Source organism: Variovorax sp. SG517, from assembly GCF_013376045.1.
Lineage (GTDB): Bacteria > Pseudomonadota > Gammaproteobacteria > Burkholderiales > Burkholderiaceae_C > Variovorax.
Map to the genome: position 1 here is coordinate 216,909 of NZ_JABMJG010000002.1, position 20,464 is coordinate 237,372.

19 protein-coding genes and 1 pseudogene are annotated in these 20,464 nt (G+C 66.7%); 6 read left to right on the top strand and 14 right to left on the bottom strand.

Annotated features, from left to right (window positions below):
* Window positions 1-7 precede the first annotated feature (7 nt).
* The 6 genes from gsiD to FHT32_RS06530 form a co-directional block, all read right to left on the bottom strand.
* Window positions 8-883 (bottom strand): glutathione ABC transporter permease GsiD, encoded by an 876-nt coding sequence (gene gsiD / locus FHT32_RS06505; RefSeq protein ID WP_371132154.1) that lies wholly within the window; start codon window positions 881-883, stop codon window positions 8-10.
* A gap of 67 nt (window positions 884-950) precedes the next feature.
* Entirely contained in the window at window positions 951-1,871 is a 921-nt protein-coding gene (gene gsiC, locus FHT32_RS06510) for a glutathione ABC transporter permease GsiC (RefSeq protein ID WP_176663829.1), read from the bottom strand.
* Window positions 1,872-1,996: 125 nt separating this feature from the next.
* Window positions 1,997-3,553, bottom strand: a complete 1,557-nt coding sequence (gene gsiB / locus FHT32_RS06515) for a glutathione ABC transporter substrate-binding protein GsiB (RefSeq protein ID WP_176663830.1) — start codon at window positions 3,551-3,553, stop codon at window positions 1,997-1,999.
* Window positions 3,554-3,631: 78 nt separating this feature from the next.
* The gene (locus FHT32_RS06520; protein ID WP_176663831.1) at window positions 3,632-5,509 is read right to left on the bottom strand and encodes a dipeptide ABC transporter ATP-binding protein; all 1,878 of its coding nucleotides are present in this window, start codon (window positions 5,507-5,509) and stop codon (window positions 3,632-3,634) included.
* A 30-nt stretch (window positions 5,510-5,539) separates the two neighbouring features.
* Window positions 5,540-6,505 carry an isoaspartyl peptidase/L-asparaginase family protein gene (locus tag FHT32_RS06525; RefSeq protein WP_176663832.1) on the bottom strand — a complete coding sequence of 322 codons (966 nt, stop codon included), beginning with the start codon at window positions 6,503-6,505 and terminating at the stop codon, window positions 5,540-5,542.
* Window positions 6,502-7,491, bottom strand: coding sequence for a MurR/RpiR family transcriptional regulator (locus FHT32_RS06530; RefSeq protein ID WP_176663833.1), 990 nt, complete (start codon window positions 7,489-7,491; stop codon window positions 6,502-6,504). Before FHT32_RS06530 ends, FHT32_RS06525 begins: the two co-directional genes overlap by 4 nt.
* A 274-nt stretch (window positions 7,492-7,765) precedes the next feature.
* On the opposite strand from FHT32_RS06530, the gene FHT32_RS06535 reads away from it, so the two are divergent.
* From FHT32_RS06535 to FHT32_RS06545, 3 genes are all read left to right on the top strand, one after another.
* The gene (locus tag FHT32_RS06535) at window positions 7,766-8,308 is read left to right on the top strand and encodes a demethoxyubiquinone hydroxylase family protein (protein ID WP_176663834.1); all 543 of its coding nucleotides are present in this window, start codon (window positions 7,766-7,768) and stop codon (window positions 8,306-8,308) included.
* A 114-nt stretch (window positions 8,309-8,422) separates the two neighbouring features.
* Window positions 8,423-8,725 carry a hypothetical protein gene (locus FHT32_RS06540; protein ID WP_176663835.1) on the top strand — a complete coding sequence of 101 codons (303 nt, stop codon included), beginning with the start codon at window positions 8,423-8,425 and terminating at the stop codon, window positions 8,723-8,725.
* Between the two features lie 67 nt (window positions 8,726-8,792).
* Complete coding sequence (locus tag FHT32_RS06545; protein ID WP_176663836.1) at window positions 8,793-9,221, top strand: VOC family protein; 429 nt, start codon at window positions 8,793-8,795, stop codon at window positions 9,219-9,221.
* A gap of 32 nt (window positions 9,222-9,253) precedes the next feature.
* On the opposite strand, the gene FHT32_RS06550 is transcribed toward FHT32_RS06545, so the two are convergent.
* The 3 genes from FHT32_RS06550 to FHT32_RS06560 all read right to left on the bottom strand — a co-directional run bounded on the left by FHT32_RS06550 (window position 9,254) and on the right by FHT32_RS06560 (window position 11,010).
* Window positions 9,254-9,709, bottom strand: a complete 456-nt coding sequence (locus FHT32_RS06550; protein ID WP_176663837.1) for a GNAT family N-acetyltransferase — start codon at window positions 9,707-9,709, stop codon at window positions 9,254-9,256.
* An 84-nt stretch (window positions 9,710-9,793) separates the two neighbouring features.
* Window positions 9,794-10,342 carry a hypothetical protein gene (locus tag FHT32_RS06555; RefSeq protein ID WP_176663838.1) on the bottom strand — a complete coding sequence of 183 codons (549 nt, stop codon included), beginning with the start codon at window positions 10,340-10,342 and terminating at the stop codon, window positions 9,794-9,796.
* The gene (locus FHT32_RS06560) at window positions 10,339-11,010 is read right to left on the bottom strand and encodes an N-acetylmuramoyl-L-alanine amidase (protein WP_176663839.1); all 672 of its coding nucleotides are present in this window, start codon (window positions 11,008-11,010) and stop codon (window positions 10,339-10,341) included. The genes FHT32_RS06555 and FHT32_RS06560 overlap by 4 nt, the downstream gene beginning before the upstream one ends.
* Before the next feature lie 173 nt (window positions 11,011-11,183).
* Here FHT32_RS06560 and FHT32_RS06565 point away from each other — a divergent pair.
* Window positions 11,184-11,477, top strand: a pseudogene (locus FHT32_RS06565) (aldo/keto reductase); the annotation flags it as partial.
* Window positions 11,478-11,533: 56 nt separating this feature from the next.
* On the opposite strand, the gene FHT32_RS06570 reads toward FHT32_RS06565, so the two are convergent.
* From FHT32_RS06570 to FHT32_RS06580, 3 genes are all read right to left on the bottom strand, one after another.
* Complete coding sequence (locus FHT32_RS06570) at window positions 11,534-12,361, bottom strand: hypothetical protein (protein ID WP_256098901.1); 828 nt, start codon at window positions 12,359-12,361, stop codon at window positions 11,534-11,536.
* Window positions 12,362-12,433: 72 nt separating this feature from the next.
* Entirely contained in the window at window positions 12,434-15,712 is a 3,279-nt protein-coding gene (locus FHT32_RS06575) for an EAL domain-containing protein (RefSeq protein WP_256098902.1), read from the bottom strand.
* 329 nt (window positions 15,713-16,041) lie between these two features.
* Window positions 16,042-16,935 carry a LysR substrate-binding domain-containing protein gene (locus tag FHT32_RS06580; protein ID WP_176663842.1) on the bottom strand — a complete coding sequence of 298 codons (894 nt, stop codon included), beginning with the start codon at window positions 16,933-16,935 and terminating at the stop codon, window positions 16,042-16,044.
* Between the two features lie 48 nt (window positions 16,936-16,983).
* Here FHT32_RS06580 and FHT32_RS06585 point away from each other — a divergent pair, with 48 nt between their 5' ends.
* Both FHT32_RS06585 and FHT32_RS06590 read left to right on the top strand, forming a co-directional pair.
* Window positions 16,984-18,156 (top strand): FAD-binding oxidoreductase, encoded by a 1,173-nt coding sequence (locus tag FHT32_RS06585; RefSeq protein WP_176663843.1) that lies wholly within the window; start codon window positions 16,984-16,986, stop codon window positions 18,154-18,156.
* Window positions 18,157-18,360: 204 nt separating this feature from the next.
* A complete protein-coding gene (locus FHT32_RS06590) occupies window positions 18,361-19,368 on the top strand; it encodes a class I fructose-bisphosphate aldolase (RefSeq protein ID WP_176663844.1) in 1,008 nt (335 codons plus the stop codon).
* A 12-nt stretch (window positions 19,369-19,380) separates the two neighbouring features.
* Here FHT32_RS06590 and msrA read toward each other — a convergent pair whose 3' ends face one another.
* Complete coding sequence (gene msrA, locus FHT32_RS06595) at window positions 19,381-20,082, bottom strand: peptide-methionine (S)-S-oxide reductase MsrA (protein WP_176663845.1); 702 nt, start codon at window positions 20,080-20,082, stop codon at window positions 19,381-19,383.
* 107 nt (window positions 20,083-20,189) lie between these two features.
* Window positions 20,190-20,441: a pentapeptide MXKDX repeat protein gene (locus FHT32_RS06600; protein WP_019652918.1), complete on the bottom strand. Its 252-nt coding sequence runs from the start codon at window positions 20,439-20,441 to the stop codon at window positions 20,190-20,192.
* Between the last annotated feature and the right edge of the window lie 23 nt (window positions 20,442-20,464).

Here is a 20,464-nt window from a genome sequence, read left to right on the forward strand (position 1 = left end):
ACCGGATTTACTGGCGGTCGATCTTCGGATCGAGCGCGTCGCGCAGTGCATCGCCCAGCAGGTTGAAGGCGAGCACGGTGAAGAAGATGGCCAGGCTGGGGAACAGCGCCACATGCGGCGAGGTCACCATGTCGGCGCGGGCCTCGCTGAGCATCGCGCCCCATTCGGGCGTCGGCGGCTGAGCGCCCATGCCCAGGAACGAAAGGCTGGCGGCCGTGATGATCGACGTGCCCACGCGCATCGAGAAATACACCACGATCGACGAGATGGTGCCCGGCAGGATGTGCCGCACGATGATGGTCCAGTCCGAAGCGCCGATGCTGCGCTCGGCCTCGATGTAGGTCTGCTGCTTGAGCACCAGCGTGTTGCCGCGCACCAGGCGCGCGAAGGCCGGCACGCTGAACACCGACACCGCCACCACCACGTTGGTCATGCTGCTGCCCAGGATGGCCACCACGCCCAGCGCCAGCAGGATGCCGGGGAAGGCGAAGAGCACGTCCGAGACGCGCATCACGATGCGGTCCCACCAGCCTTCGTAGTAGCCCGCCAGCAGGCCGAAGGCGGTGCCGATGATGCCGCCCAGCACCACCGACAGGAAGCCCGCCATCAGCGAGATGCGCGCACCCGCCAGAATGCGGCTGAAGATGTCGCGGCCCAGCGGATCGACGCCGAACCAGTGCGCGGCCGAAGGGCCGGTGTTCAGCATGTCGTAGTCGAAGAAGTTCTCCGGATCGAAAGGCACGATCCACGGCGCGAACACCGCGACGAACACCAGCAGCAGCACGAAGAGCGCGGCGACGATGCCCACCGGCTGCTTCTTGAAGCGGCGCCAGCATTCGCCCCAGGGCGTGCGGACCTTGCCGGCGGTTTGAACGGCCGCCATGGCCGGCGCCGGAGATGGAATGGTTTCGGCAGGCACGCCGGAAGCTTGTTGCGTCATGGCTGCTTGCTCACTTGTATCGAATGGTCGGGTTGATGTAGCCGTACAGCACATCGACCACCAGGTTGATCAGGATGAATTCGAGCGAGAACAGCAGCACCAGCGTCTGGATGACGGGGTAGTCGCGCATCTGCACGGCGTCGACCAGCAGGCGGCCGAGGCCGGGCCAGTTGAATACCGCCTCCACGAGGATTGAGCCGCCCAGCAAAAAGCCGAACTGCAGCCCCATCATGGTGACCACCGGAATGAGCGCGTTGCGCAGGGTGTGCTTGAACACCACGCTCGACTCGCGCACGCCCTTGGCGCGTGCGGTGCGCACGAAGTCTTCCTGGATCACCTCGACGAAGGAGGCCCGCGTGAAGCGCGCCATCACGGCCGCCACGGCCGCGCCCAGGGTGATCGAGGGAAGGATGTAGTGCTTCCAGCTGCTGGCGCCCACCGTGGGCAGCCAGCCTAGCTGGACCGAGAAGATCTGCATCAGCAGCATGCCGAGTGCAAATGCGGGAAAAGAGATGCCCGACACCGCGAGCGTCATGCCCAGCCGGTCGGGCCACCTGTTGCGGTAAACGGCCGAGACGATGCCGATGGCCATGCCGAAGATCACCGCCCACACCATGCTGGTGATGGTCAGCATCACCGTCGGGAAGAAGCGCTCGCCGATCTCGGTCGCCACCGGCCGCCGCGTGCGGATGGAGGTGCCGAAGTCGCCCTGCAGCATGTGGGAGAAGAAGCTCACGAACTGCTGCGGCAGCGGCTTGTCCAGCCCGAGCTCCGCGCGGACCATGGCCACGGTCTGCTCGTCGGCGTCCTGGCCGGCGGCGAGACGCGCCGGATCGCCGGGCAGCATGTGGACGAACAGGAACACCAGCACCGCCACGATGAGCAGCGTGGGGATCAGGCCCAGCAGTCGTTTGAGAAAGTAATTCAGCATGGCATCAGAAAACAGTCACCCTCATCAGGGGGACACCGCGGAACCGGCTTGGCCGGGCCGCTGGTGTCGCCCCCGGCGAGGGGGTTGGCGTAGCGACACGAAGTGCGCGCAGCCTGGGGGAGTACTCAGTTCGACGTCGAGATCGCGTCGATGTTGATGTTGCCGTCAGGCATCACGAACACGCCCGACAGACGCTTGGCATGCGCCGACAGGTTCTGCTCGGTGATCATCGGCACGCGCGGCAGGTCCTTGCGGATCTCTTCCTGCGCGGTCTTGTACAGCGCTGCGCGTTCCTTCTCGTCCGTGGTCACCAGCGCCTTGGCCAGCGCGTTGTCGACCGCTTCGCTCTTGTAGAACGACATGTTGTTCAGCTTCGGAGCCCAGGCTTCCGAGGCGAACAGCGGGCGCAGGCCCCAGTCGGCTTCGCCGGTCGACGACGACCAGCCGGTGTAGTACATGCGGACCTTGGCCGTCTTCGGATCGGGCCATGCATCCACCTGCTCGGTACGCTGGCCCACTTCGAGCGCCTGCACCTGCAGCTTGATGCCGATCTGCGCGAGCTGCTGCTGCACGAACTGGATCGTCTTCTGCGAGGTCGTGTTGTTGTAGGCGCTCCACAGCACCGACTCGAAGCCGTCCGGGTAACCGGCTTCCTTCATCAGCTCCTTGGCCTTCTTCAGGTCGTAGGGAATGGGCGCCATCTTCTCGGCGTACTTCACGCCCTGGGGCAGCACGCCCTGCGCGGGGAAGGCGTAGCCGCCGAAGGCGACCTTGGCCAGTGCTTCCTTGTTGATGGCGTAGCCGATGGCTTCGCGCACCTTCGGGTTGTCGTAGGGCTTCTGCAGCATGTTGAATGCCAGGAAGCGCGTGATGATCGACGGCGTTGCCACCACTTCGAGCTTCTCGCTCTTCTTCAGCAGCTCGGCCTGCTCATAGGGAATCGGGTAGGCGAAGTCGGCCTCGCCGGTCTGCAGCATCGCGGCGCGCGTGTTGTTCTCGAGCACCGGCTTCCACGAGACGTTGTCGACCTTCGGGTAGCCCTTCTTCCAGTAGCCGTCGAACTTCTTGGCCTTGACGGCTTCGGTCTGCTTCCACTCGACGAACTCGAAGGGGCCCGTGCCCACGGGGTGGAAGGCGATGTCCTTGTTGCCCCACTTCTTCAGCGCGGTGGGCGAGATCATGGCGGCCGACGCGTGGGCCAGCGAGTTGATGAAGGGGCCGAAGGGCTCCTTCAGCGTGATGCGCACGGTCGTCGGGTTCACGGCCTCGACCTTGCTCACGCGGTTGAACTGGTTGTAGCGCAGCAGCTTGTTGTCCTGGTTCAGCACGCGGTCGAGCGTGAACTTCACGGCGTCGGCGTTGAAGTCGGTGCCGTCGTGGAACTTCACGCCGGTGCGCAGCTTGATGGTGTAGACCAGGCCGTCCTTCGACACTTCGTAGCCCTCGGCCAGCACGTTCTGCACCTTCAGGTCCTTGTCGAACTGGAACAGGCCTTCATAGAAGGTCTTGGTCACGGCCGTGGTGATGGTGGTGTTGGTGTTGTACGGGTCCAGCGTTTCCGGCTGGTAGCCGATGGACAGCACCACGTCTTTCGCGGCCAGTGCCGTGCCCGAGGCGGCCAGCGCGGCCAGGCCCAGCAGTGCGGATGCCCATCGCAGGGAGGAAGAAGCTTGTTGCGTCATGGAAGAACTCCAGTCGGTTCGAGGAAAAAGCAGGAGGGCCTGCGGGTTGAGAAAAATGAATGAAGAAAGGGGCGTGGATCAGAACGCGCCGCCGATGGCGTGCCGCGCAACGAAGTGGCCGGGCGCGACCTGCACCAGCGGCGGCACCTCGGGCTCGTCGCCCACGGCGCGGATCGGGCTGGGAATCTCGCCCTCCAGCAGCGCGCGCGGCTTGTGGCGGCGCGACGGATCGGCCACCGGCACCGCCGACATCAGCTTGCGGGTGTAGGGATGCTGCGGCGCCTCGAACACCGCGCGGCGCGGACCGATCTCGACGATCTGCCCCAGGTACATCACGGCCACGCGGTGGCTGATGCGCTCCACCACCGCCATGTCGTGCGAGATGAAGAGAAAAGCCACGCCCAGCTCGCGCTGCAGGTCGAGCATCAGGTTGACGATCTGCGCCTGGATGGACACGTCCAGCGCCGACACCGATTCGTCGGCCACCACCACCTTGGGGTTGAGCGCGAGCGCCCGCGCAATGGCGATGCGCTGGCGCTGGCCGCCGGAGAACTCGTGCGGATAGCGCTGTGCCGCCTCGGGCGGCAGGCCGACCTTCTGGAGCAGCCAGTCGACGCGCTGCTGCGCCTCGGCACCCTTGGCGATGTTGTGGATGAGCAGAGGCTCCATGATCGAGAAGCCCACCGTCACGCGCGGATCGAGCGAAGCGAACGGGTCCTGGAAGATGAACTGGATGTTGCGGCGCAGCGCCTGCAGCTCGCGCGTGGGCAGCTCGCGGATGTTCTTGCCGCCGAACTCGATCGCGCCGCTCTGGCTCTCGACCAGGCGCAGCAGCGAGCGGCCGGTGGTCGACTTGCCGCAGCCCGATTCGCCGACCAGCGCCAGCGTCTCGCCGGGGTACAGGTCGAAGCTGATCTTCTCCACCGCATGCACGCGGCGCTTCACGCGGCCGAAGAGGCCGCTGCGCACGTCGAAGCGGGTGACGAGGTCGCGCACGCGCAGGATGGGGCCGGCGTCGGCGCGCACGGTGTCCTGCGGCGTGGCCTGGTCGGACGCCGCGGCGTCGGCGCTAGCCTCGGTGCGCAGCAGCTCGAACTTGGCCGGCAGGTCGGTGCCCTGCATCGCGCCCAGCTTCGGCACGGCCGACAGCAGCGCGCGGGTGTAGGGGTGCTGAGGCGCCGCGAACACGTCGTCGGAGACGCCTTCTTCCACCTTGTCGCCGCGGAACATCACCAGCACGCGGTCGGCGATCTCGGCCACCACGCCCATGTCGTGCGTGATGAAGAGCACGCCCATGTGCATCTCCTTCTGCAGCTCGCGGATGAGCTGGAGGATCTGCGCCTGGATGGTCACGTCCAGCGCGGTGGTGGGCTCGTCGGCAATCAGCAGCTGCGGCTTGCACGACAGCGCCATCGCGATCATCACGCGCTGGCGCATGCCGCCCGAAAGCTGGTGCGGAAAGCGGTCGAGCACGTTGCGCGCCTCGGGAATGCGCACCAGCTCCAGCATGCGCAGGGCTTCGGCGCGGGCGGCCGCGTCGCTCTTGCCCTGGTGGATGCGGATGGCCTCGGCGATCTGGTCGCCGGCGGTGAACACCGGGTTCAGCGACGTCATCGGCTCCTGGAAGATCATCGCGATGTCCGCGCCGCGGATGTTGCGCATGGCACCGTCGCGTGCCTGCGCGAGGTCGAGCACCTCGCCGTTGCGGCGGCGGAACATCATGCTGCCGTTCAGGATGCGGCCGCCGCCGTGCTCCACCAGGCGCATCAGCGCCAGCGAGGTCACCGACTTGCCCGAACCCGATTCGCCCACCACCGCGAGCGTTTCGCCGTGGTCGACGTGAAAGGACAGCTTCTTCACGGCATCGACCGTGCGCTCGGAAGTCGAGAAGCGAACGGTGAGGTCGTCGACGGCGAGAACGCGGCCGTCCGGCAGGGCGAGGGCAGGGGTGGACATGGAAATGCGAGGAAAAAAGGGGCTGCTGCGTCAGGCGAAGATGGCCGTTTGGGGCGCTTCGTTGCCGCGCGCGTGGCCGCGGTACATGCCTTCGCTGTTGAAGGCCAGGCTCAGGTTGCCGTGGCGGTCCACGGCGATCAGCCCGCCGGAGCCGCCGATGGCCGGCAGCGACTGCTGCACCACGGCGTGCGTGGCGGCTTCGAGCGTCGCGCCGCCGTAGGCCATGCGCGCGCAGACGTCGTAGGCGGCGGCGACGCGGATGAACATCTCGCCGCTGCCGGTGCACGAGATGGCGGCCGTGCGGTCGTCGGCATAGGTGCCGGCGCCGATGAGCGGCGAATCGCCGATGCGGCCGACGCGCTTGTTGGTCATGCCGCCGGTGGAGGTGGCCGCGGCCAGGTGGCCGTGCATGTCGAGCGCGACCGCGCCGACGGTGCCGAACTTCTTGTCCTCGTCGAGCGGCGAGGCCGCGGTCATCGAGGCGCCTTCGTGGTCCGTCACCACGCGGCCCGTGCCGCGCACGCGGTAGAGCTGCTGACGCCGCGCCTCGGTGGAGAAGAACGAGGGCTCGACCATCTCCAGCCCGCGCTCTTGCGCGAACGCCTCGGCGCCGGCACCGGCCAGCAGCACGTGGGCGCCGTCTTCCAGCACGGCGCGCGCGGCGCGCACCGGGCGGCGGATGTGGCAGACGCCCGCGATCGCGCCGGCGGCGAGCGTGGCGCCGTCCATCACGGCGGCGTCGAGCTCATGGGTTTCGTCGTGCGTGAACACCGCGCCATGGCCGGCGTTGAAGAGCGGGCACTCCTCGAGCAGTTCCACTGCGAGGCAGGTGGCGTCGAGCGCGGATGCGCCCTTGAGCAGCATCGCCTGCGCGGCCGCGACGATGTTCTTCAATGCCTCGTGATAGGCCTGCGCCTGTTCCGCGCTCGTCGTCGCGGCGCTGATGGTGCCGGCGCCGCCGTGGATGGCGATCACGGGCACGTGGGTCTGGGTCATCGGGAAGCTTTCTTCTTTCTCTTGCCGGCGCCGGTCGCGGCGGAGGCATCTGTCGTTGTCTTGTCGTGCCCGGCGGCACCGGTGTCGAGGCCGCTGATGCGGGGCAGCCCGTTGGCGCCATGCAGCCACGGCCGCACCGCGTGCAGGATGCGGCCGGCCGAGTGCACCGGGTCGGGCGCGCGCAGCGACACCGCGCTGGTCAGCGCTTCGATCAGCGCGAGCACGCTGGTCTCGCAGTTGGGGCGGTAGCTGGTCTCGGTCTGGCAGAAGAGCGCCACGTCGGCCAGCGGCGCCAGCGGCGAGCTGGGGCGGTCGGTGAGGGCGATCACGGCGCAGCCCTGGCTGCGCGCGATCTGCGCGAGCGAAATGGTGTCCGTCAGGTAGCGCGGAAAGGTCAGGCCGATGAACACGTCCTGCGGCCCCGCGTGCATCAGCGTGCGCGCCGCATGCGTGACGCCGCTCACGCTGGAGAGCATGCGCACGTCGCTGCAGCTGCCGTCCAGCCCGTGCTGCAGCAGCCCCGCGAGCCACGCGCTCGCGCCGAAGCCGCCGATGTACACCGAGCGCGCCTTGCCGATGCGCTCCACCGCGGCCTCGCAGGCGGCGTAGTCCAGCGTCTGGCGCGTCGCGTCGATGTTGCGGCGGCTCTCGTCGAGCGCGGTGGCGAACACCTCGGCCACCGTGGTCGGCCGCTCCAGGTTGCCGCGCAGCCGCTCCACCGGCGCCACCAGCGGCTCGAAGCCGCGCACGAGCTCGGCGCGGAAGGTGGCGTAGCCGTCGAAATCGAGCGCCCGCGCGAAGCGGTTGGCCGTGGCCACCGACACGCCCACCACCGCAGCCAGCTCGTCGATGGGCAGCGTGGCCACCTGCAGCGGGTGCTCCAGCACGTAGTCGGCCACCTGCCTATGCGATCGCGACAGCCGCGGCAGTGCCTGCGCAATGCGCTGGGCCACGGTTGTGCCTGGGGAGTCGAAAGTGGTGCTCATGGAGGGTGCAATGCGCCCGAAAGTGTGCGTTTTTTGAAAACCGGTTTACAAATATAAGTCAGAGAAGAAAATTTTCTGTCATTTTTGATCACGATCGCAAGTAGCGGGCCAGGGGTGAAGGGGATTCGAGAGGTGTAGAGGCGCGCCGTTTCCCTCGTGGAGGGAACGCCCGGGCCGATGGTGGCCTGGTCTCTAGGTATTTCCCCTGATGTCGCTGATTTGCGCCGGCCGGGCGGCCGACTCGTCAAAATCCTCGGCAAATGAGGGATCCGCAATGAATGAGGGGAAGCAACTGGACCGGGGTTCGACGCTGGGCGGACGGATCCTCAAGGTCGACCATGCGGGCGAGCAAGGTGCGGTCAACATCTACAGGGCGCAGATCTTCGTGGCGCAATGGACTGCACCCTCGCTCGTATCGGAGTTGCGTGAGTTCAAGTCCCACGAGGAAAGACACCGGGCGCTGTTTGGGGCGGAGCTGCAGCGACGGGGAGTGCGCCGTTGCCGCAGCTATTGGTTGTGTGGCATCGGCGGATGGGTACTGGGTGTGCTCACCGGGCTGCTGGGTCGCCATGCCATTGCTGCGACCACAGTGGCTGTCGAGCGCGTGGTGCTGGGACATCTGAAGACGCAATTGCGCGAACTGACGGGCAAGGACGAAATGGCCGTCCATGTCATCTCGCAAATCGTCGAGGAGGAGCAGTTGCATCACGACCAGTCGGCGTCGCATGTGCGTGCGGGCCATGTGTGGACGAAGTTGCTGAGCCCGGTTGTTGCGGCCTCGACCGAGACGGTGATCTGGCTCGGAATGCGGCTTTGAGTTCGCTTCGATGAGTTCTTCGTCCGGGCGATAAACTGCGCCCCGCACGTCGAAAGCTCGGCGTGCTCGGGATTGGCGTCTCGAAGCATCTCTGCGTATCACCGGAGGCCATTCATGGCTGCTTCTACTCGCTCGCGTACGCCACCCGCATCAACCCGCTTCGACGCTGCCGAAGCCCTCGCTCTTCAAGCCTGCGACGACACCGACAGTCTTCGCGAAGTGCTCTGCGCCTATACATGCCTTGAAAAGCTCATCGCGCCGCTGGAGGTGGGCGATACAGAACAACTCGGTCCCACGCGCACCGAGCTCGGCTCTTTGGTGCGTCTGGTCAATGAGGAAATGAGCCGTCGCGTCGAAGCTGCCGACAGCGCGACCCGCGCGATGCGTGCGGCGTTGGCGAGGCCGGAGGCAGGCTGAGCGCAAGGGCACTCCGGAGGGAGTCTCTGTAGACTCCGCCTCCCACCTCAACCGTCAAGAGCACTCCATGGAGAAACGCGAACTGCATCGGGGCCGCCTGATCGACCACGTCGGGCTGGTCGTTCGGGATCTGGCTGCGAGCAAGGCCTTCTATTCGGCCGTCTTCGAGGCGCTGGAGATTCCCATGGGCGGCTCGGACGAGCGCAACTTCTGGGCGGACGAGCTGTTCGTCTCGACGCGCGACAGCGAGGAAGTGCAGGGCGAACTCACCGGACGCCATCACCTGGCGTTCCAGGCGAAGGACCGGGCCATGGTGGATGCCTTTCACAAGGCCGCGCTCGCGCATGGCGGGCGGGACAACGGCGCGCCTGGCGAGCGCTCATACCACCCCGGCTACTACGCGGCGTTCGTGCTGGACCCGGACGGCAACAACATCGAAGCCGTGTTCCACGGCGAGGCCGAGCGCAGCGCGGCTTCGGTGCGGATCAGGCGCTGACCGGATTCATCGGCGACGGAGGCAGCAGCCTCTCAGCCTGCGACTTCCTTTTGCATGAACACGCTCAGCGGATCGTCCGGGTACGTGCCGAACGGTCCGCGCCGCGCATAGCCCGCGCGCGCATAGAACGACAGCGCCTCCGGCTGGCTCACGCCCGTTTCGAGCCTGAACATCGCGCAGCCGCGCGCCTTCGCTTCGCCCTCGAGGAAACCCAGCACTCTCGCCGCGACGCCTTGCCCCCGGTTCTCGGGCCGCACGTACATGCGCTTGAGCTCGCCGAACTCCGGCTCCATCACGATCGCGCCGCAACCAACTGCCGCGCCTTCGCCGTCGCGTGCCACCGCAAACAGCACGTTCGCGGCGGACAGCGCCGCAATGTCGATGCCGTAGTGGCACTCGGGCGGATATAGCGGCTTCTGGTAGGCGTCGAGGTCGTCGATGAGCTGGATGACGTCGGGCTGCGCGGGGCTTTCGAGGGAGATTCGCATCGGGCGATGGTATCGAGCCGACAGGGCGGTGGATCGAGGGGCAGGTCGAAAGAAAACCCGCCGCAGCGGGTTGGGTGAACGCGGTCAGCGGCTGGCGCGCAGGGCTTTCAGCCGGCGCTCGGCTTCGCCGGGAGGAATCTTTCCCGCTGCCTCGAGCTTCCTGAGCCGCCGCTCGTCTGCTCGATCCAGTGCGTCTTTCAGAAGCGCCATCTTGCGGCCCTTGCAGGGAGCGCATTCGTAGAAGCGTTCCGGGGCTTTGGTGGGCTCCAGCTTCGCGTCCGCCTCGAAGATGTTGATTCGTCCTGTGGGTTCGACGCCGATGACAATGATCTTTCCATTTTTGAATGTGACCGATGCACCGCCCGAGCAGCCCGTTCTTTCGGTGTACTCGCTGAAGTAGGAATTCCGGGAGACTCTTCGGATGTGCTGCAGCGCGTAACGCACGTCCTCCTCGGTCAGGATGACATCCGAGCAATCCAGGAAGTCCTTGTTTTCCCAGGCGGTTGCGCTGGAGGGCTCGACGATCTCGATCCTGCTTACGGAACTGACTGGATATCGTTTGTCGGCGGCTTGAACCGGGACAGCGCTCACTGCTGCGGCCAGTGCCGTCAAAAAGGTGCTGATTCTGATCATGGTGTTGGTACCGGCAGATTCCAATTGGCGCCTTGCGCCTCGGTGGGGTTCTTTCTGCTGACTTCAGGATGATGAAAGACCTCGCTTGATTCAACCTGTATCGAATCCTGGAGCACCCTGACAAGCCATGACAGAGACTGGTTCTGGGCGGCAGTCGGTGTTGGGAAAATTGCGGATTCCCCGCGTATCTCCTCAGGAGTCAGGTTCCTCTTCTTTTGTTGGAGGGTAGGTTTGAACCCCTCCGGCAGCCTGGCCCTGCCAACCATCTCGATCCCAATGGCCTCCATGTTGCCCGGATAACGATCACCGGGCACTTTCTGCATCTCGATCCGATGCATCGCCGCTGCTCCTCCCTTCTTCGGAAAATCGTCCGGCTTGCATGTCTTCATCACCAGACACCGCGCCTTCAACGGCCCCACATGATTCGTCCTCTGATAAATCGCAGCCGTCTGATAGATCGTCCCATCCTTGTCGATGAGAAAGTGCGCTCCATTCGCCTTGGGGTTCCTGTAGCTGTTCAGCGATGAATCCAGCGTATCGGCGTCGGTCTGGTGCACGACGATGCCGGTGATGGCGCCGACGCGTTTGCCTCGTTCGATCTGTGGACTGCGCGCACGCCGGACGCGCGCGTGACTGACCATTCCGTGGTTGTCGATTTCGACAAGCATGGGTTTTCCTCCCTGAAGAATTTGTTGGTTATCGACTCTCTACCGAGGCCGGGTCTCGCGCATCGAATGAGCACGCGGCCTCGACCTCGCGGCGCATGCTAAATGCTTAAAAAGTGAACTGCGTGATGACTTTGTCAACCACTTGTGGCCAGCCGTCCGGTGCGGCCGAATCGCCCGTGCCCGACGAACTGCTGTACCGCGTGGTGGATGCGCTGGAGAAGGTCGGTGCCGAAGTCGGCAAGACGGTGCCGCAGGTCGCGCTCAACTGGCTGCTGCAGTGCCCGACAGTGTCGAGCGTGGTGATCGGCGCGCGGGACGAGGCCCAGCTGCGCCAGAACCTCGGCGCGGTGGGCTGGAACCTCACGCCCGCGCAGGTCGCCGAACTGGATGCGGCCAGCGCGACTACGCGGGCCTATCCCTATTGGCACCAGCAGGGCTTTCTCGAGCGAAATCCCAATCCGGTCTAGCAGGGAAGGGGCAAGACGGACCGGCTGATTCGTTCCCTCGCCGGTCCTTCATCCGTTCAAGCCCGGCTTGAGGCTACGGGCTCGGGCGCGCTGGCCTTCGACGGGGCAGTCGCCGCAGGCATCGTGCCGTCGGCGGAGCCGGCTTCCAGCGAGCACCAGGCTGCCGAGGGCTTGCCTGCCTCCAGCGAGCACCATGCAGCCGCAGGCTTGGCCGCTTCCAGCGAGCACCATGCGGCGGAAGGCTTGCCTGCCTCCAGCGAGCACCATGCCGCCGCAGGCTTGGCTGCTTCCAGCGAACACCATGCGGCGGAAGGCTTGGCTGCTTCCAGGGAGCACCAAGCTGCCGTGGGTTTGACCGCTTCCGCCGAGCACCATGCGGCCGATGGCTTGCCGGCCTCGAGCGAGCACCAGGCGGCCGCAGGCTTGGCTGCCTCCAGCGAGCACCACGCGGCTGCATCGCCGGTCGCTTCGCGGCGAGCCGCGGATGCCGGCTCGCCGAATTCCTCTGCCGACAGACGCTGCATTTCCTCGAACGCCGCCTGCAGCGCCTTGGCGTCGTCCTCGCCGCGCAGGCCGAGATACGGGAAGTGGTGCAGGAAGTAGCCGAAGGTGGCTTCGCAATCCGCCGCGTACTTGCGCGTGTCGAGGATGTGCATGTGCCAGAAGCGGTCTACGTCCTGTTCGGGGGCGAGCGTCAGCTCGGGGTGCCTGGCGTGCAGCATCAGGTAGCGCTTGTAGGCCACCTCCATCTGGTTCGCGTAGCCGGGCGACCAGCCGTAGCCGTCTTCCTTGCGGCAGGCCTTGAACTTGATCATCGTGAGGTCGAGCGCCTCGATGGCGGCGATCGTCTGTTCCAGTGTCTTGCGCTGGGTGGGGTGAGTCATGAAAGCTCCTGTGAGGTGGTGGGTAGGTCCGGGCGAGCGTGCCCGGTGACGATTGCGCCGACGGTCGGGCCGTCAGGCCACCACCGATGGAGCAAACTGGTTGCGCAGGTGACGCGCCATGAAATCGCGAGCCTCGTCCGCCGGCACGGGCTTGCACAGCCAGTAGCCCTGGGCCTCGTCGCATCCGTGGCTGCGCAGGTACTCGAGCTGGGCGGCGGTCTCGATGCCCTCGGCCACGACCTTCATCCGCAGGCCGTGGGAGAGGGTGATGATCCCGTCGATGAGCGCGCGTGCGTCCGCATCCTGCGAAAGGTCGTTGATGAACGAGCGGTCGATCTTGACCGTGGAGAGCGGGAAGTGCTTCAGGTAGGAGAGCGAGGAATAGCCCGTGCCGAAATCGTCGATGGCAAGGCCCACGCCCATGTCGCGGATGGTGCGCAGCAGCTCCGCCGCATGCTCGGGGTTCGCCATCACCGCGCCTTCGGTGATCTCCAGCTCCAGCAGCGACGGGTCGAGGCCCGACGACTCCAGCACGGCCTTGATGTCGGCGATGAGCGTGCGGCTCTCGAACTGGCGCGGCGACAGGTTCACGCTGGTCACCACCGCCGGCAGGCCGAACTTCTGCCACGCGAGCGCATCGGCGCAGGCCTGTTCCAGCGCCCACTTGCCCATGGAAAGGATCAGGCCCAGCTCCTCGGCGATGGGGATGAACTGGACCGGCGGGATCATGCCCAGGCCCGGATGGTGCCAGCGCATCAGCGCCTCGACGCCGACGATGCGCTGGGTGTGCAGGTTCAGCTTCGGCTGGTAGTGCATTTCCAGCTCGCCGCGCTCCAGCGCATGGCGCAGCGCGCTCTCCAGCATCAGCTGCTCGGTGCTCTGCGCGTTCATCTTGGCCGCGTAGAAGCGGTAGGTGTTGCGGCCCTTCTTCTTGGCCTGGTACATCGCGGTGTCGGCGTTCTTCAGCAGCGTCTCGGCATCGCCTCCGTTCTCCGGATAGATGCTCACGCCCACGCTGGCGCTGACGTGCAGCTCGCGCGTGTTGATGAGGAACGGCTCGGCGCAGGTGGCCAGCACCTTTTCGGCCAGCTCCGCCGCGTCGTTGGCGCTGCACAGGTTCTCCAGCAGCAGCACGAACTCGTCGCCGCCGAAACGCGCCACGACTTCGGAATCGCGCAGCAGGGCCGCGAGGCGCTCGCCGCAGATCCTGATCATTTCGTCGCCCGCGCCGTGGCCCAGCGTATCGTTGATGTGCTTGAAGCGATCCAGGTCGACGAACAGCACCGCGAATTGCTTCTGGCTGCGGTTGCTGCGCTTGATGGCGCGGTCGAGCTCGCTTTGCAGCGCGGAGCGGTTGAGCAGCCCGGTCAGCTCGTCGTGGCTGGCCATGAAGCGAAGGCTGCGCTCGGCCTGCTTGCGCTGCCGGTACTGGGCGATCTGCAGCGCGATCACGCGCAGCGACTCGAGCGTCTCGGCGTCGGCGGCGTAGGGGCTGGAGCCGAAAAGCTCCAGCGCCGTGGTCGCGTCGGTGGCGACCATCGGCACGATCAGGCCCACGCCCAGGCCGGCTTCGCGGGCCATGGTGTCGCGGGCGAAATGGCTGGGCGCGGTCTGCGTGTCGATCCGCACGACGCTGCCGATTCCCCAGGCGCGGCCCAGCGAGCCTTCGCCGGGCCGGTAGGCGAGCGACTGGCTGGCTTCGACGAACTGCCGCACCGCCGGATCGTTGTCGGCATGCCAGGCGACGGTGCAGCGGGCCAGGCCGTCGTCGCCTACGCTCCACAGCGCGCCGCAGTCCCAGCGCAGGTCGGTGCATATCGCCTCCAGCGCCAGCCCCATCACCGTCTCGGCCCTGCCGTCGCCGGCCAGCAGCCGGGCGATCTTGTATTCGAGCTTCTGGCGCAGCGCGTCCTTGCGCGGCCGCGTGGCGTCGCGCACGGTGCCGCGCACCACCATCCTGCCGTCTTCCTCGACCGATTGCGCGATGACGTGGAGCCAGCGCTCCGTGCCGTCGTGCAGGCACAGGCGGTGCTCGAACTCGTTGCGCTCCGAGGACTGCGAGGCCAGCGTGATCTGCCGGTGCACCGTGGCGCGCTCGGGCGCCGGAACACGCGAGAGCAGGGCCGCCAGGTCCGGCTGGACGGGGTCGGTGTCGAAGCCCAGGATGCGCCGGGCTTCCTCCGAGCATTCGAGGGCGCCGGTCTCGGGGTCGAGGGTCCAGCTGCCCAGGCTGGCCATCTGCTGGGCGTCTTTCCACTGGCGTTCGCTGGCGCGCAGGTGGCTGGTCATTTCCAGTGCCAGCACCTGGGCCCGGCTGCGCGAGGTGGTCAGCGAGAAGACGATGCCGGCCAGCAGCATGCTGGCGGCGAATCCACCGAAGACGATAAACCACGGGATGGCCTTGTCGAGCGGGCCGAAGACCTGGCTCTCGTCCTGGCTGACCTCCACGAGCCAGGAGTGGCCGCCCAGCTCGAAGCCCAGCATGCGCTGGAGGCTGTGCGCGGGCGCGGCCAGGGGCTTCGCCATGCCGGCGGTGTCGAACAACAGCTGCTGCTCGCTGTACGCGGTGGGCGCGACGAACCGGGTTTCGATGCGCGTGCCGATCGCCCCCTTGCCCGGCCCGGCATCGACCAGGCGGAGGCGCAGCGTCTTCGCGGCGTCGGGGCTGACCATGTCGCGCAGCATTCCCGCGATGCTGAAGCCCGCGCCGACCGAACCCATGTAGGCACTGCGCCGCTGCTCGAGCGTGTCGAGCGGCTGGCCCGGCTGGTAGACCGGCAGCCGCATCGCCAGCCCGATGTCGGACTCGCGGCCCGGAATGCGGACCTTGCGGCCGGAGGTGACCAGCCCGCCGGTGTCGCGTCCCTGCTCGAGCGCGTCGCCCCGGTCGGGCATCGCGCCCAGGTCATTGCCGAGCAGCCTCTCGTTGCCGGCCTGCGGCTCGATGTAGATGAGCGGGTAGTAGATGTCCCGCTTGCCGGGCGGCTTGATGGCGAAGCCCGAGGCCACGCCGGCATCGCCGCGCACCTTTTCCTCGAAGGCCGCCCTGTCCTTGGCCGCGATGCTGGGCGCGTAGTTGACGGCCTGGAAGCCGGGGTAGGCGGTTTCCAGGTTCAGGCCCGCGACGTAGTCCCTGAAGTCGTTGCGCGTCACGCCCCCGGGGGTGTTGAAGCGCGCGCGCAGGCCGGTCAGCACGGCGATGTAGTCGTCGAAGCGGGCTTCCACCTTGCGCGCCAGGTCGAAGGCGGTGGCGTCGAAGCGGGCCTGGGCGCTGCGCCCGATCTCCTGGTGGGCGGACACGGCAAGGGCGATCGACAGCCCCGCGCCGGCCATGAGAATGGCCAGCGGCAAGCGAATCCTGACCCAAACAGACAATGACATTGGATTTGATCCCGCCGCGGGCAAGGGCCGGTAGCTCCTGGTGCTGCGGTGCGGCACGGCAGAGAACGCGGCAGTTGCTTCGTTGGCGCAATATATATGGCTGGCGCGAGGCCGTCACGCAAATTGTTACAAGGATGACAGAGATTGACGGAGGGAATCGGCTTCTATTTCGAATAGTTAAGCATCAAGCCGGGCAAGGGGTACCCAGCGTCCAGAGGACGAATGCCCCGGAAAGGGGCATCGCGTGGCCGGCCCACCAACCCCGGGCATGTCCGGTATAGACAGGACCGGGCAGGGTGCTATTCCGGCGTCAGCCCCAGCACCCAGCGCTTGAAATCCTCCAGCGCTCCCGAGGCCGGCCGGCCTTCTGGGTAGGCGAAGTAGTAGCCCTGGCGCACGTCCAGGTGCCGGTCGACCGGGATCACCAGCTCGCCGGTGCGCAGTTCGTGCTCGATCAGGATGCGCGGGGCCAGCCCCACGCCCATGCCGGCGGCCGTGGCCGCCACCACCATCGTGAACAGTTCGTAACGCGGCCCGCGCGAGGCGTGCACCGTGTATTCCCAGCCCTGCTGGGCGTACCAGTCGCGCCACGCATGGGCGCGCGTGCTCAAGTGCACGTGGCGGCAGCGCTCGAAGCCCGCTTCGTCCCAGGGGCCGTGCGCGTCGCGGAAGGACGGGCTGCAGATGGGCACCATCTCGCCCTCGGAAAAGATCAGCCCGCCGCGCGTGTTCGGCCAGAACTGGTCGCCGAAGTAGATGGCCGCGTCGTAGGCGTTCTCCTGGAACGAAAAAGGCTGCGAGCGCGCCGAGAGGTTCACGGTGATGTTCGGGTGCAGCCGGCTGAATTCCGGCAGCCGCGGTATGAGCCACTGCGTGGCGAAGGTGGGCACCACGGCAAGCTCCAGCACGAAGCCCATCTCATGGCCGGCGCTGATCTCCAGCGTGTCGCGGCGGATCTGGTCGAGGTGGCGGCGGATTCGCGCCGCATATTCGCGGCCAACGTCGGTGAGCGTGAGCCGGCGCCGCACCCTTGAGAACAGCGGCACGCCCAGCCGCTGCTCGAGCATCGCCACCTGCCGGCCGACGGCGCTTTGCGTGAGCGCCAGTTCGCTCGCCGCACGGGTGAAACTGCCCAGCCGCGCCGAGGCCTCGAAGGCCTGCAGCGCGCCCAGGTTGGGAATGTCTTTTCTCATCGGCGCTATTCTGCGTGCGTGCGGTCGAGCAAAAAAGAAAGGCAAGTCATGCGCCGTGTGGTGATCGTCGGCGGCGGGGCCATCGGCTCCGCCATCGCCTACTTCCTGACCCGCGATCCGGAAGGCGAGCGCTTCGAAGTCACGGTGATCGAGCGCGACTTTTCGTACAGACAGGCCTCGTCCGCGCTGTCGGCGAGTTCGATCCGCCAGCAGTTCTCCACCGCCATCAACATCCGGATGTCGCTCTACGGCATCGACTTCTTCCGCAATCTCGGCCAGACCCTGCGCGTGGGCGACGACGTGCCCAACATCGGCCTCGTCGAGCCGGGCTACCTGTACCTGGCCTCGCAGGCCGGTGTGGACGTGCTGCGCGAGAACCACGCGATGCAGAAAGCGCACGCGGTGGACGTGGCGCTGCTGGCGCCCGACGAGCTGAAGGCGCGCTTTCCATGGATATCGACGGAAGGCGTCGAGCTGGCTTCGCTGGGCCTTTCGGGCGAGGGCTGGTATGACGGCTACAGCCTGCTGCAGGCCTTCCGCAGGAAAGCGGTGTCGCAAGGCGTGCGCTACGTGCAGGCGCATGCGACGGGGCTGCGCCGCCACGGACGCACCGTGACCGGCGTGCAGCTCGACAGTGGCGAGACGCTGGAGGCCGACGTCGTCGTCAACGCCGCGGGCGCGTGGGCCGCGACGGTGGCGCGGTGGGCCGGCATCGAACTGCCGGTGCGCGGCCGGCGCCGCAGCGTATTCAGCTTCTCATGCCCCGAGACGCTGCCCGGATGCCCGCTGGTGATCGACACCTCCAGCATCTGGCTGCGCCCGGAAGGCCGCCAGTTCATCTGCGGCTTCGCACCGCCCGAAGACCAGGATGCCGACGACGCACCGCTGGAAGTCGAGTACGAAGCCTTCGACAGCCTCATCTGGCCCGCGCTGGCCGAGCGCGTGCCTGCCTTCGAAGCCATCCGCATGACCGGCGCCTGGGCCGGCTACTACGAGATGAACCTGTTCGACCACAACGCGATCCTCGGCCTGCATCCCGACTGCGACAACCTCTACTTCGCCAACGGCTTCTCGGGCCATGGCCTGCAGCAGTGCCCGGCGGCGGGGCGGGGCATCGCGGAGCTGATCCGCTTCGGCGAGTACCGCAGCCTCGACCTGTCGCCGGTGTCCTTCGCGCGGATTCTCGAGAACAGGCCGCTGCTCGAGAAGAACGTGATCTAGGGCGCGCTTGGCGCTCTCGTAACCAGCGTTCCATTCAGTTTCCTTTCCGTCCCGACGGCGAGGAGGTTACTGCCCGCATGCTGCAGCTCGATAAAGACCCAGCCGGCCGCACAGGCTGTGCCGCCAAGTCGGCCAGCGATCAGGTTCGCGGTGTTAACGAGTGAGCGGCACGGGCGTACCATGCCCGCCAGAGAGGTGCCCCGCATGACCGAACGAACACTGATCGACACCGCCCGCGCGCTCGTCGCGGACGACAAGGGCCTGCTCGCGATGGACGAGAGCAACGCCACCTGCAACAAGCGCTTCGCCGCGCTCGGCATACCGCAGACAGAAGCCGCGAGGCGCGACTGGCGCGAGCTGATCGTCACGGCGCCGGGGCTGGCCGACAGCATCTCGGGCGCGATCCTGTTCGACGAGACGATCCGGCAGAAGACCAACGCAGGCCAGCCCTTCGCGAAGGCGCTGGCCGATGCCGGCATCATTCCTGGCATTAAGGTGGACACGGGCGCCAAGCCGCTGGCCGGCCATCCTGGCGAGACCGTCACCGAAGGACTCGACGGCTTGCGCGAGCGCCTTGCCGAATACGCCACGATGGGCGCGCGCTTCGCCAAGTGGCGCGGCGTGATCGCCATCGGCGACGGCCTGCCGAGCCGCGCCTGCATCCGCGTCAACGCACATGCGCTGGCGCGCTATGCCGCCCTGTGCCAGGAAGCCGGGCTGGTGCCCATCGTCGAGCCCGAGGTGCTGATGGACGGCGATCATTCGCTCGCCCGGTGTGCCGAGGTCACGGAGGAAGTGCTTCACCGCACCTTCGTCGAGCTGCGCGCGCAGGGCGTTCTGCTCGAAGGCATGCTGCTGAAGCCCAACATGGTGCTGCCGGGGCTGAAGGCCGCCGTGCAGGATTCCGTGGAGGCGGTGGCCGAGGCGACTGTGCGGTGCCTGCTGCGTACCGTGCCGGGCGTGGTGCCCGGCGTGGCCTTTCTCTCGGGCGGCCAGCCGGCGCAGCTGGCGTCGGCGCGGCTCAATGAAATGAATAGCCGCTACAGGTCGCGCCTGCCATGGGCGCTGACCTTCTCGTTCTCCCGAGCGGTGCAGCAGCCCGCGCTCGATGCGTGGAAGGGCGACGCGGCCAACGTGGCGGCTGCCCAGCAGGCGCTGGTCGAGCGCACCAGCGCCAATCGCGCCGCGCGACGCGGCGAATACAAGGAATAGCCAGGCGCCCGCTCAGCCCGACTTGGCCGCCTTCACCAGCGAAGGCGTCGCCTTGTAGCTTTCAGGAAAGAGCTTCTTCAGGTCGTCGATCTTCGGCATGTCGTTGATCGCGATGTAGGGCTGGCTCGGGTGCAGCGTCAGGTAGTCCTGGTGGTAGTCCTCGGCCGCGTAGAAGGGCTTCGACATCTCGACCGTGGTGGCCAGCGGCTTGCCGAAGGTCTTCGCCTGGTTGAGCTGCGCGATGTAGGCGTTGGCGATGCGGGCCTGCTCGGCGTTCTCGGCGAACACGGTGGAGCGGTATTGCGTGCCCGTGTCAGGGCCCTGGCGGTTGAGTTCGGTCGGGTCGTGCGCCACCGAGAAGTAGATCTGCAGCAGCTTGCCGTAGCTGACCTGCTGCGGGTCGTAGGTGATGCGCACCGATTCGGCATGGCCGGTGCGGCCCGAGCCGACGTCGTCGTAGCGCGCCGTCTTCGCCTCGCCGCCGGCATAGCCCGAGACGGCGTTGCTCACGCCCTTGACGCGCTGGAACACGCCCTGCACGCCCCAGAAGCAGCCGCCGGCGAACACGGCGGTTTCGGTCTTCGCGCCCGGTTGCACCGCCAGGTCGGCGGTGGGGGCGGGCACGCGGCGTGCGGTTTCGGCGAACGACGGCACCGCGTGCCAGACCAGGGCGGCGGCAGCCAACGTGCCTGCGGTGAGTGCGAGGGATTTCATTGGGAATTCCTTGGGGAGCGGAGTTGCTGTGACCAGCGGATCGGCCGACGCGACATTGACGCCGAATCCTTCGGACGTCAATGGCGCCTGCGAGGTGCCTTGGGGGCTTACTTCTTCATCTCGTCCTTGCCCATGGCGTCCTTCTTCATCGCGTCCTTGGACATGGAGTCCTTCGCCATCGAATCCTTCTTCATGCCGTCCTTCGACATGGAATCCTTGGCCATCGAGTCCTTCTTCATTGCGTCCTTGGACATCGAGTCCTTGGCCATGCCGTCCTTCGCCATTTCGTCGGCGGCAAAGGCCGAGGCGCCGGCGAAGGCCATGCAGGTGGCGAGCAGGGTTGCGGTGAGCTTGTTCATCTGTAGTCTTCCTGAGTGAGTTG

What these genes read in the sequence shown, in the direction of transcription:
- gsiD (WP_371132154.1), bottom strand. Translation starts at nt 883, where the DNA reads ATGGCGGCCGTTCAAACCGCCGGCAAGGTCCGCACGCCCTGGGGCGAA.
- gsiC (WP_176663829.1), bottom strand. Translation starts at nt 1,871, where the DNA reads ATGCTGAATTACTTTCTCAAACGACTGCTGGGCCTGATCCCCACGCTG.
- gsiB (WP_176663830.1), bottom strand. Translation starts at nt 3,553, where the DNA reads ATGACGCAACAAGCTTCTTCCTCCCTGCGATGGGCATCCGCACTGCTG.
- FHT32_RS06520 (WP_176663831.1), bottom strand. Translation starts at nt 5,509, where the DNA reads ATGTCCACCCCTGCCCTCGCCCTGCCGGACGGCCGCGTTCTCGCCGTC.
- FHT32_RS06525 (WP_176663832.1), bottom strand. Translation starts at nt 6,505, where the DNA reads ATGACCCAGACCCACGTGCCCGTGATCGCCATCCACGGCGGCGCCGGC.
- FHT32_RS06530 (WP_176663833.1), bottom strand. Translation starts at nt 7,491, where the DNA reads ATGAGCACCACTTTCGACTCCCCAGGCACAACCGTGGCCCAGCGCATT.
- FHT32_RS06535 (WP_176663834.1), top strand. Translation starts at nt 7,766, where the DNA reads ATGAATGAGGGGAAGCAACTGGACCGGGGTTCGACGCTGGGCGGACGG.
- FHT32_RS06540 (WP_176663835.1), top strand. Translation starts at nt 8,423, where the DNA reads ATGGCTGCTTCTACTCGCTCGCGTACGCCACCCGCATCAACCCGCTTC.
- FHT32_RS06545 (WP_176663836.1), top strand. Translation starts at nt 8,793, where the DNA reads ATGGAGAAACGCGAACTGCATCGGGGCCGCCTGATCGACCACGTCGGG.
- FHT32_RS06550 (WP_176663837.1), bottom strand. Translation starts at nt 9,709, where the DNA reads ATGCGAATCTCCCTCGAAAGCCCCGCGCAGCCCGACGTCATCCAGCTC.
- FHT32_RS06555 (WP_176663838.1), bottom strand. Translation starts at nt 10,342, where the DNA reads ATGATCAGAATCAGCACCTTTTTGACGGCACTGGCCGCAGCAGTGAGC.
- FHT32_RS06560 (WP_176663839.1), bottom strand. Translation starts at nt 11,010, where the DNA reads ATGCTTGTCGAAATCGACAACCACGGAATGGTCAGTCACGCGCGCGTC.
- FHT32_RS06570 (WP_256098901.1), bottom strand. Translation starts at nt 12,361, where the DNA reads ATGACTCACCCCACCCAGCGCAAGACACTGGAACAGACGATCGCCGCC.
- FHT32_RS06580 (WP_176663842.1), bottom strand. Translation starts at nt 16,935, where the DNA reads ATGAGAAAAGACATTCCCAACCTGGGCGCGCTGCAGGCCTTCGAGGCC.
- FHT32_RS06585 (WP_176663843.1), top strand. Translation starts at nt 16,984, where the DNA reads ATGCGCCGTGTGGTGATCGTCGGCGGCGGGGCCATCGGCTCCGCCATC.
- FHT32_RS06590 (WP_176663844.1), top strand. Translation starts at nt 18,361, where the DNA reads ATGACCGAACGAACACTGATCGACACCGCCCGCGCGCTCGTCGCGGAC.
- msrA (WP_176663845.1), bottom strand. Translation starts at nt 20,082, where the DNA reads ATGAAATCCCTCGCACTCACCGCAGGCACGTTGGCTGCCGCCGCCCTG.
- FHT32_RS06600 (WP_019652918.1), bottom strand. Translation starts at nt 20,441, where the DNA reads ATGAACAAGCTCACCGCAACCCTGCTCGCCACCTGCATGGCCTTCGCC.